This is a genomic window from Pleomorphovibrio marinus, from assembly GCF_003347495.1.
GTDB classification, from domain to species: Bacteria; Bacteroidota; Bacteroidia; order Cytophagales; family Cyclobacteriaceae; genus Pleomorphovibrio; species Pleomorphovibrio marinus.
The window spans coordinates 1-1,034 of the sequence record NZ_QCXY01000038.1 but is presented as its reverse complement, the minus strand read 5'-3'; the positions used below and the strand labels follow the sequence as shown (position 1 = coordinate 1,034).

General features: G+C 56.1%; 1 protein-coding gene and 1 pseudogene. Both read right to left on the bottom strand.

Going from position 1 to position 1,034, the window contains the following annotated elements; genetic code table 11:
* Nucleotides 1–560 (bottom strand): annotated as a pseudogene (locus tag DB520_RS26255) (hypothetical protein); the annotation flags it as partial.
* A gap of 44 nt (nucleotides 561–604) precedes the next feature.
* On the bottom strand, nucleotides 605–1,034 hold a 430-nt coding region (locus tag DB520_RS26250; RefSeq protein WP_157972278.1), incomplete at its 5' end, for a hypothetical protein.

The window sequence follows — 1,034 nt, the reverse complement described above, 5'->3', positions numbered from 1 at the left end:
GCCTGTCCCGAACTCGTTTCGGGATGGTCGGTCAGGTTGTACTGGTACCGGTGCTGACCCTCCGTAAGCACACGCCCCCAGCCATGGCGGATCTCGGTGAGTTCGTTGCCCTCAAACACCAGGTCTCCCACGTACCGACGTACCCTGGTGTCCTCACCGGGCACCAGGTACTGGGCGATCAGCAGGTTGCCAGAAGGGCCGTAAAAGTACCTGAGCTCGCGGTCGTCCGACAGGTTGACCTCCTCCGGTAGGTCAAGCAGGTTGTAGCTCACCCCTGTGATCCCCTTGTTCAGGTCTATGGTCAAGAAACCGTTGGCGTTGTAGGCATAGTCGTTCCCGGAGGTGTTCCCGTCCTGGATGCCATCGTCCTTGTGGGAGGAGGGGGCGTTGTCGGTCATGGACAGCAGCTGGTTGCCCTCGTAGGCATAGGACAACTGGTCGATGCGGGCCGCCGATCCGGACTTTTCCCTGTACCTGTTCAGGGTCTTTTCCGTGTCCCCAGCAAAGGACAGCTTGTAGGTGCTGCGTGTTGTACCTCCGATGGGGTGTAGAGGATACACACCCGGTAGGGGGGTTACTAATCCCGCACAGCGTTACTCTTTTTTCAAAATAGTATTCTTAACCCAACCCCGTCCCTACCACTAGCCAGGTGAATGTGTACTTGTCGCATACTACTCCCCCGCAAACCCTCATTATACAGGACTACGGCTGCCTTAGACCGTTTTGAATAGGCTGTGACCATGGGTATGCAGCTCAGGACGATTCCCCCTCCTATTCCTGCCAAAAGCCAGTTGGGATCGCCTCCCCCCAAGGCTGCACCCAATGGCCAGCCTATCATACCCCCTCCAATAAAACCCATGACCTGCGCCACATCGTAATTTACTTTGGCGGTACGCATTTCCTCATAAGCCCCCGGGCTGTCACGCATGATATCAAGCATCATCCTGGGCTGCAGTCTATTCCCCTCGTAAAAGAACCGTGAATTCCGGGACTCGATCTCCTGCGCCTGAGCAAAAGTTTTACATGCCACCAAT